General features: G+C 38.0%; 5 protein-coding genes. 3 read left to right on the forward strand and 2 right to left on the reverse strand.

The genetic code is table 11. The features are described 5' to 3' along the window. Window positions 1-21: 21 nt before the first annotated feature. Window positions 22-6,402: an alpha-2-macroglobulin family protein gene (locus AC07YT_RS16755; protein ID WP_086547774.1), complete on the reverse strand. Its 6,381-nt coding sequence runs from the start codon at window positions 6,400-6,402 to the stop codon at window positions 22-24. 163 nt (window positions 6,403-6,565) lie between these two features. Between AC07YT_RS16755 and ribH the strand changes: the two genes are divergently transcribed. The 3 genes from ribH (at window position 6,566) to ytxJ (ending at window position 7,715) form a co-directional block, all read left to right on the forward strand. Further along, window positions 6,566-7,057 (forward strand): 6,7-dimethyl-8-ribityllumazine synthase, encoded by a 492-nt coding sequence (ribH, locus tag AC07YT_RS16760; protein WP_086547775.1) that lies wholly within the window; start codon window positions 6,566-6,568, stop codon window positions 7,055-7,057. A 114-nt stretch (window positions 7,058-7,171) separates the two neighbouring features. Next, window positions 7,172-7,294: a hypothetical protein gene (locus tag AC07YT_RS16765; RefSeq protein WP_255420130.1), complete on the forward strand. Its 123-nt coding sequence runs from the start codon at window positions 7,172-7,174 to the stop codon at window positions 7,292-7,294. 88 nt (window positions 7,295-7,382) lie between these two features. After that, a complete protein-coding gene (gene ytxJ, locus AC07YT_RS16770; protein ID WP_086547776.1) occupies window positions 7,383-7,715 on the forward strand; it encodes a bacillithiol system redox-active protein YtxJ in 333 nt (110 codons plus the stop codon). Between the two features lie 804 nt (window positions 7,716-8,519). Here ytxJ and AC07YT_RS16775 read toward each other — a convergent pair. Next, a complete protein-coding gene (locus AC07YT_RS16775) occupies window positions 8,520-10,037 on the reverse strand; it encodes a malate:quinone oxidoreductase (protein WP_086547777.1) in 1,518 nt (505 codons plus the stop codon). Window positions 10,038-10,237 lie beyond the last annotated feature (200 nt).

Raw genomic sequence — 10,237 nt, forward strand, 5'->3', positions numbered from 1 at the left:
GGTCAGGGTGATGGCAATATACTAGGGTTTTACATTTACCCTTATTCCTGCGGAGTGGGTGGTAAACTCTGGCGCATACATACTTTGCAAGCTGGTAATTCCATTCGAAAAATTCCCGGCATGTGTAACCCGCAACGGATACTCGAATACATAGGTTCCTTTTGGCATATAACTGATGAAGAAATTAGTGGAAGCATCTTTTGTACTTTCATAATAACCCAATCCATCCTGATATTTGTAGCGTGAGATGACATTTACAGGTTCAAAACCCGATGACCGCATATCTTTCAAATGAAGATATTCCATATTTCGATCACAATAAATCTCTATGCGCACCTTTAATAAATCGCCCGGCGCTAAAATATTTGTTGCTGTTAATGGCGTTAAAACATCTCCTTTAGTGCTGGTTTTTTGAATAAACAACTGCTTTTTGATCTTAATACCAGTACTGGCCGTGGTTATTTTATCCAATTGCTCAAAATACTGCCAGTAAAGTGCTCCCCAGGCAATTGTTTGGTTGTTATTTTTAACCTGTACTTTACCCATCTCTGGTTTTACGTCAGTACCTGCAATGCTTACCTTTTGATAACCTGTTCCGGCTTCTTTTGTGGCGTTTGGCTCCTGTAAATCGGCTAGTTTTTGATTTCCGATCATAATTTCAGGCGCATTACTTTCACTTAACAGATCGGTACCTTTCATTAACAATGCATAACAGGCGGCGGCAGTAGCTTTGGTTGTTTGCCAATCATTGGTTTGTTTGTTTTTCAGCAGCCAGATTTTCATTTCTTCTACCGCTTTGGTATCATTAGCCACTTCGTCAAATGCCTCAATCAATAAGGCTTGTGTTTCAACCGGACTTTGGTACCACCACCAGCCGGCTCTATTCGTAGCCCAGTACATACCCATTTCATCATTCTGCTGGGCAGTTTGATTTAACAATGTAATGATCTTCTTTGCTTCCCCATGATTACCATTTCTATTTAAAACCAGGGCAGCCTGAGCCAACTGATAGGTATCAAGGGTTTTCCAGGTGGCAGCTAATTTTTTAAGGTAAAAATCTTTGGCTTTGGTAAAATCGGCAGTTGTATTCTTTTGATTGGTATAACTTCTGGCAAAAAGGTAGTGGAGCGGCAAGTATCCAAAACGTTTGCCTTCAACTTCATCCTTATAGTCTTTTACCAATCGCCCGTCAGAATAAATAATGGCTTTATTTAACATGGCATTAAAATTTGGATAAGCTTTTTCGTCGATCAGTTTTAGTTTTTTTAGCTGCCCCATCCCCAAAACGATGTGTTGGGTAATGTATCGATCTTCCTGCATACCATTAAACCATGGAAAAGCCCCGTTATTAAATTGCATTTTCTCCAGCTTTTCGAAATTGTCCTTCAATTCGTAAGTCATTCTGTTTAAATCGAAAAGCACAGCCAAACGTTTTTTACGTTCGTTTTCGTTATCCGCTTGGCGTACCCATGGTGTTTCTTCTAACAAAATTGATTTAAACGCTTGATTTTTTTCCAGGTTAGATAAAAGTGCCTCGCCGTTATTGGTATTTTGCCATTGCTCAAAAACAGTTTTAATTTTTGGTGATGAATTAATGATACCCGTTGCAAAACTATTGGCGTAAAACCGGCTAAACGTTTGTTCAGCACACTCATAAGGGTATTCCATTAAATAGGGTAAGGCCTGTACGGCATACCAAATTGGATTTGAAGTAAACTCGAAAGTTAAACTTTGGTTCCGTAAGGTTTTTGATGCTCCTGATTTCTCCAGTTTCTCAAAATCGAAAGTTTTACTCGTGTTACCACGCACATTTATAGGCATACTTTCTGTAACCAGCATGGCATTTGCCAAAACCGGAATGGTATTTTCCTCCCCATCGCTAAATTTGCCGCTTTGGGCTAAAACTTTATAAGTAATGGCACTAAGGCCTGATGGGATAATTAATGTCCATTTTAAAACGGTATTGCCTGCATCATCAACTTCGAAAGTTTTTTCTGTTTTTTCGTTTGCTCCAAAAATCCGGATGGGTTTTGCCGTTAAGGCATCAGTAAGTTCTAAACTGGCATTGCCAATGAGTTTTTTGCCTGCCAGATTATTCAGTTTGGCACTTAATAGAATAGTATCTCCTTCCCTAAAAAAACGTGGGGCATTGATGGCAATGGCTAACTGTTTTTGCGTAACCAATTCATTGGTGATGTAGGCGGTTTTTAAATCTTTGGTGTGTGCAAAGCCCATCATCTTATATCGGGTTAAACTTTGCGGTATGGTAAATTCAATTTTAATTTCGCCTTTGGCATTGGTTAACAATTGTGGATAGAAAAACGCCAGTTCATTAAAATTGGTACGGGCTGTGATGTTACTGGTTTTTATTTTTCCGCCAACCAACACTTCGCTTAAATTATTACCCTGGTTAGTCGTTCCTGAAACATTAATGTTGCTTATTCCTCTAATCATGACACTACCTCTTGCACCTGGTACACCAGTATTGTTTTGGATATTTAAACCTGCTACTTTACCCTCTAAAGGCGCACTAGCAAGTTGAGTAACAGATCCCGCCAACATTTTCTTTTGCTGTACGGCAGAACCTACAACAACCACTTCATTCAAAGCATTTCCATCTTCTTTCAGGGTTACATCAATCCGCTTTTTATCGCCTATTTTTATAGAATGGCCCTTAAAACCTAAATAAGCAAAACTCAATGTCTCTCCTGCTTTAGCATCAATAGTATAAATCCCCAAAACATTGGTAGTGCTTACCTTTTTGCCAGATTTTACCTGTACACCCGGCAATATTTCACCATAACTGTCGAATACCACACCATAGGTTAATTTGCCATTGGCCAACTCCGCTAATTTCTCAACAGCCTCAGGAGACAGACCTCTTTTTTTGGGTCTTTTCAAATTGTTTATGTAATTGTGGTAACTATAGTTGTAGCCGCCATAATAATTGTAACCGAATAAATTAAGGTTCTCATAAGCCCGTGTAACCACTGCATAATTCCGGTTAGGTCTTAAAAACCATAAATAACTTTGATTTGTGATATCGTTGGCATTATAATTCCAGTTGTAATAATAGTAGTTAAAACCTGTTTGTAAATGCGTATTCCAATCCATTCTTTTCAGATCATCTAAACTTGCATCGTAAAGCGTAGCCACCATTTCGGCCATCTGCTTTTCACCATTTTTATTACTGATCTGCAGTTTCCAGCTTTCTTTTTCGCCAGGTTGCAGTTTATCTCTAAAAGTTAAAAACTTAATATTCAATTCTTTTTCAGGGTCAATAATTTTAACCTGCTGCATCGAATTGTAAACCATACCCTGATGTATCATGGTAAACTGTACCGCGAAACCATCTTCGTAATTTGTCTTTGGCTTAATTTTAACGATGTTTTGTTTAGGAGATAAATCGACCCACACCTTTTCGGCAATGCTGTCCCGGTAATAAACTTCATAATAAGCTTTACTGTTATTGGCCAAACCAGCCAGGCGAAAAACAGCACTTTCAGTTGGTTTAATTACATTTAATTCAGGCGAAATCCATTCGACATTCGATTGTATTACAGCAGGCTGGTCGTTATAAACCACTAAATACTTGTCGACTTTAATGGTATCCTTCTGCTCATTTACAGCCAGCAGGCTTATTTTATAGTAACCTGGTTTTAGGTTCTTTTGACTAAAGGTTAAGTTCCCACGACCATCAATAATCGATAGGTTTTGTTTCAGTTCTACCGATTTTACCGGCCACTTAGCCACTTCGAGTTCGTTGTTATAATCTTCATCAGGAAAATTTTTGATAAACTCATCTTTATTCATGGTATAACCCTCCGCATAAAAAGGGCTTTTATTCATCAACCTGGATGGCGACTGCAATAAACTCCATTTTGCCTGGATGTTGGCTTTTATAGGTTCGTTATTTAAATTGCTTACCCAAAACGCGATGCTATCTGTTTTATTGCTGGTATAAATAACCTGTTCGGTACTGATATTAAGGTTAATATCTTTTTGTCCGACATTAATGCTGGTACTTTTTGTTCGGGTTTCGCCGTTCAAATCCGTTACCTCAATTTCAATATCGTAGCTATAATTTTGTTTGGTATCAGTCGCTTTTGCAAAAAAGGTGATATCAAACTTACCACCTGCTTTGGTACTTGTTTTACCAATGGCAATTTGCTTCCTATCGAAACTACCTGAACCATAAACAGCAATACGCTGTGCATAGTTTAACCGATAATCGTAGATTGCCTTGCGGAAAACCTTATAATTTATTTTCGCATTGTTTATTGAATATCCCGAAAAAGCACTGGCCCTACCTTCTACTTTAATACTATCGTTTAACTTGTATTTTTGAATAGGTTTATCAAAAACAACCTCAAAAGTCGGGCGTTTATATTCCTCAACCTGTACATAAATACTTCCATAATCAGTTTCGATCTGCATATTGCCGTTAAGCTTTCCCATTGGGATACTAAACGAGCCCTGGAAAGTCCCGTAATCGTTACTGGTAACCTTAGCTGTTGCTATTTCTTTTCCATTCGTATCATTTAAAATAACCTCCAGTTCCTTATTTACCTCAATTTTATTTTTGCCCTTTTCAAATTTCATATAGAGGCCTTTGTAATAAATGGTTTGGCCAGGGCGATATATCGGCCTGTCGGTAAAAAGAATCACGCGCTCTTTATCCTCATCATCCTGATAGCCATTGTAATTATTGATGTTGAGTTTCAATTCATCTTTTCCGTGGGTAACCACTACGGAAGACACATTCCTGTCCGTTTCGTTTGTACTCGCATAACCTTTGTCGTTCGTCGTAATTAAATCACCCTCAATAAATTTCCGTGTATTGTAATCGTATCTCCGTTGTTGAATTTTAACATTTTTTAGAGGGGCTCCATCGCTAAGCTGATTCACAAAATATTCTTGTTTTTCAATATTTCGCCTGTTAATCACCGCTATTCCCGTAACCTTAAAGTTAACGTTGCTATAAACGCTATCTTTTTGTTTCCGGTTAATGGTTTGGGCAATTAAGGTATAAGCACCAAATGGCAAACCCTCTATTTTATCAATTAAAGTATGGCCTTGGTAGTCGCCTGTTTTTGGCGTAATTACAGTCCATTGTTTGATTATTTTATTTTTATTGAAAAAAGTCAAAAAATCTGCCTTGTTTTTAAATTGCTCGTACTCAAATTGAGACTCAGGGGTTTTAAATAACCTAAACTGTATGGTATCTGCATTTTTATACGATAGGTGCAGCTGGATTGGTTTATCAGGCAAAACATATCCTTTGGTTTTAGTTGATAATTCACTGCTCTCTATTTGCTGTATTAAATTTCTGGCGTTTTGTGCACCGATACTTTTTGGGTAAGCCTTAACGGCTTTTTCAGCTAAGGCTATCGCTTTAATCAGGTGCTGTTTATTGGTATCAATTGGTAAACCTGCATTTTTCCGCATATTGGCCTGTTCATATAAAATGTCAGCATAAACTTCCGTTTGAATGCTTTGTTCTGCTAACGCGCTTAATGCATTGTAATACAATTCCTGGTTATCGCCTCCGAAATTTTGCTGTACAAACTTTAAACGTTTTAAATCAACATCGGCCAATGCCGATAAATTATTGTTGCCCTGATGAAATGTGATCAGGTTTCTAAACAACAACAGATTCTGCAGTTTAAACGAAGTGCTGTCTGAGGGCAATTCAGCGGTAAGAAAATGCTGTCTATCGCCAAACCAAGTTATATTGTCCGCATCAAACAGTTCATCATCATGTTGAGTGATGTTAATTTGTGAGTTGCTAAAAACTTCGATGGCCCGGTGTGCCAATAGATCGTATAAGGTAGGCCTGAAAACCCGGTTGTTTTGATCACCTGCTAAAACAGCGTCCAAAACATCAACTTTAGTTTGTTGCAAAAGTTGAACTTCCTTTAACGATAAGAGATAGTATTTTACGGTTTCATCGCTCAGTTTTTTAATATTCCAGGTTTTAATATCATCACCAATATCGCCCTGCACCGATGTACGCTGGCTAATTTGCCACCTGTTTTGCTGCAAATAATTCCAATAGGTTTCGGCTAAAAGAGATTGTAAAATACTTTTTTCGGGCTGTTTGGCCGTGCTAATGTCTTCACGAAGATTAATCAGGATTTTATCAAAGGCATTCTCTACCAAATAACCCTGAAACATCATCCTATAAATAACCGATTTAATCAGCAATGGGGTATTACGCTCCTGGCGTGCCTGTTGATTTATTTTTTCAATCAAAGCCAGCGCATCCTTGGGTTTGCCCTGGTTGGCGATAGAATCAATCCGATAAAAATCTGCCTGGGTATACTGGTGCTGTGCTGCCGCCTCGAATGAAAACCAAATGATAAAAAGCAATAAAGCGGAAAAGCGTAAAGATGGGTTCATAAAATAACGTTGAGTTTTAATAGAGATGGGGCAAATACTAAAATTCCATAAAAGATTAATATTTTAAGTGATTATTTACGAATCTAATTATTAATACATTAAATGTTACAAGCCGCAAACATTAACGTTTTTAACATTCGCAGCATAACATTATCTTTGCCCCATGTCAACACAATTAAAAAATCTATCTGATTTCTCTCATACCACCGTTCCGAGTGGAGCAAAGTATAAATTCGGGATTATTGTAGCCGAGTGGAATGCCGAAATTACCGGCGCTTTATACAATGGTGCATTAAAAACGCTTTTAGCCAATGGGGTTAAGGAGGAAAATATAATTTCTTTACCCGTGCCAGGAAGTTTCGAATTAACAGGTGGTGCAGAAATTTTATTGAGCAAAAGAAATGATATCGATGCGGTAATCTGTTTAGGTTGCGTAATTCAGGGCGACACCAAACATTTCGATTTTATTTGCGATGCAGTAGCTCAAGGGGTAACCAATGTTGGCATTAAATACAGTAAACCGGTTATTTTCGGGGTTTTAACCACCAATAACCTGGAGCAGGCGCAAGATCGTGCTGGCGGCAAACATGGCAACAAAGGCGATGAAGCAGCCATTACGGCCATTAAAATGGCTGATTTTTCAGCTCAAATTTAAACTTGCGTTTTAATAATTATTTGTAACTTAGAAGTTTAAAAATTATCAGATCCGATGAAACCATCATGACTAACATGATCGCTTCATCACCATTGAAATAACAAATATATACGGATGAAAAAAGTAGCCATCTTACTATTGGCGGTGTTTTGCACCATTACCATATTAGAATCTTGTTCTTCTAAACTTTGTCCTGCTTATGGATCTTACCCGGAAGGAAAACGCAGAAGGAATTAATCTACCTTATTTGTAATCTCATATTCAGGTCATTTGCAGAACTTTATTTAACTGCAATTGTTGTCCTGTAAACAATACTTATAATAGCATGACTTGGGTTAACTTAACTTCAATGGAACAGCTTGATGAAATCAAAAATGCAAGCGGTTTTAGTCTTATTTTTAAACACAGCACACGTTGCTCCATTAGTTTAATGGCTAAAAAGAATTTCGAATTTGACTGGGACATTATTCCGGCAGATACAAAACTTTACTTTTTAGATTTAATTAGCTACCGTGATATTTCGAACCAGATTGCCGAAGTTTTTCAGGTAGCACATCAATCGCCACAGATTTTATTGATTAAAGATGGCGATTGTGTATTGGAAGCCTCACATAGTGATATTTCCGCTGATGAAGTTGCAGAAGTGATTGCTGCTTAATTAAATACAATAAGAGAAATCATCCTGATCTGATAGCAATCGGATTTATTTCAGGGTTTAAAGCGCTTAAAAACATTTTTAGGCGCTTTTTTTTATTTTAAGGGCTCAAGTTTAAAAATAATTTTATTTCTTTTTGAAAAGCAATGTCCAGTTTGCTATCGGCTACTGTAGTCCTGCTGTGCACTATAGTCCCGGTTGAAAAAACCGGGAGCTGCCGTTCCCATCAGGTTTATTAAGGTAAAGCCTGTGAAGAGAAAAACACCAAACGTTCCTACGGAACGAAAAAAAACATTTTACCACCTTGTTACCCATGAAACGTTCCTAACGGAACGGGATTATTATTAACTTTCGATCTCTTGGCTCAGCGCAAGGATGGCAGGTTTATGAAAACAATGCCTTCGAACAAAGCATCAAACATTCCGGTGGAACGAGAAAACTCGTTTCCACATCTTATCCATCAGCCGTCCATAATGCAACGGGAAGTGATTATTATTGACTTTCGATCTCTTGGCTCAGCGCAAGGATGCAGGTTTATGAAAACAATGCCTTCGAACAAAGCATCAAACATTCCGGTGGAACGAGAAAACTCGTTTTCACACCTTATCCATCAGCCGTCCCTTCGGGACGAATGGTAGGTAGCAAATAACATTTGTTATTTGTGTTCGTTCCGTAGGAACGTTTGGTGATGTAAATGATTAATACCCGATCCCATTACGGTCTGTAAGAACACATACCATGGAAATGCCAAAACAAAAAAGGTCCCGATTTATGTCGGGACCTTGTATATTCTTATTGTGGTTGCAATTAAGCAACTACAACATTTTCTATTTTTAACACTTTTGAGGTTCTGTTTCTGGTTTCTTTGCAAAGATCTGCATCCTGCGCAAGCGATTTTCCATAAGTAGGAATCATCTCCTTAATTTTGGCCTGCCATTCTTCAGTAGCCAAATCATCAGCAAAACAACGGTTTAATAAATCGAGCATAATAGAAACGGCTGTTGAAGCTCCGGGAGATGCACCCAGCAAAGCTGCAATAGAACCATCGGCGGCACTTACCACCTCTGTTCCAAATTCTAAAATACCACCTTGTTTTTCGTCTTTTTTAATTACCTGCACACGCTGACCTGCATATTCCAGTTCCCAATCTTTAAGCTCGGCAGTTGGTAAATATTCTTTCAATGCTTCCAATCTGTCTTCCGGCGACTGCCTAACCTGCTCAATCAGATACTTTGTTAAATCAAGGTTATGCAATCCTGCCGACAGCATCGGGCGGATATTATTAAATTTTATCGATTTTGGTAAATCTAAGAATGAACCATTTTTAAGGAATTTGGTAGAGAAACCAGCATAAGGGCCAAACAATAGCGCCTGCTTACCATTAATCATTCTGGTATCCAGGTGTGGAACCGACATTGGTGGGGCACCAACAGCCGCTTTTCCATACACCTTAGCATGGTGTTTTTTAATAATTTCTTCGTTGGTACATTTTAACCATTGTCCGCTTACAGGGAAACCGCCAAAACCTTTTCCTTCAGGAATGTCTGATTTTTCCAGTAGTGGCAAAGAACCACCACCTGCACCGATAAATACAAACTTAGCTACACGTTTGCGTTTGTCTCCGCTTTCTAAATCCTTAACTTTTACAATCCAGTTGCCGTCTTTATTCTTTTTAAGGTCGCGGATTTCGTGGTTGAAATACAGATTAACGTTACTTTGTTCCTTTAAGTTGTTAAACATGTCGCGGGTTAACGTACCAAAGTTAACATCGGTACCTAAATCCATTTTAGTAGCCGCAACTTTTTCGCTTTTTTTACGGCCATCCATAATCAAAGGTGCCCAGTTTTTGACCAACTCGGTATCTTCGGTATATTGCATATCGCTAAACAAATCGCATTGGGTTAATGCGTCGTAGCGTTTTTTAAGATATTCTACATTCTTTTTTCCCCAAACAAAACTCATGTGAGGAATATTGCGAATAAAATTACAAGGATCTGAAACCAATCCCTTGTTCACTAAATATGACCAGAACTGCTTAGAAACCTCAAAATGTTCTGCAATCTGAACCGCTTTTTTTATTTCAACTGTACCATCCTTCTTTTCGGGTGTATAGTTTAATTCGCAAAAAGCAGAGTGTCCCGTTCCGGCATTATTCCAGGCATCAGAGCTTTCTGCCGCCGCAATATCTAAACGTTCGTAAATTTCTATGCTTAAATTGGGTTCTAATTGTTTTAACAAAACACCCAGGGTTGCACTCATGATGCCAGCCCCTATTAAAATTACATCAGCGTCAGTTTTACCAACTGTCTTTTTCTTTTTTGTCATCTTAGCTTAAAGGAGTTACAAATTTAGGATGATTTTAAACATCCCACGAATTTTAAGGCATTAATTCTGAAAAAATTGCCAAAAAATTAGAAATACTTTCTGTTTTTTGACAACTTCTAATCAAATTTTAATCCAAAAAACTGTCCGGCCAGGAACAAACATCAAAAGACATGAACGCACTATTAAAAGCTCATTATTAA

The sequence above is a fragment of the Pedobacter sp. GW460-11-11-14-TSB4 genome (assembly GCF_059423705.1).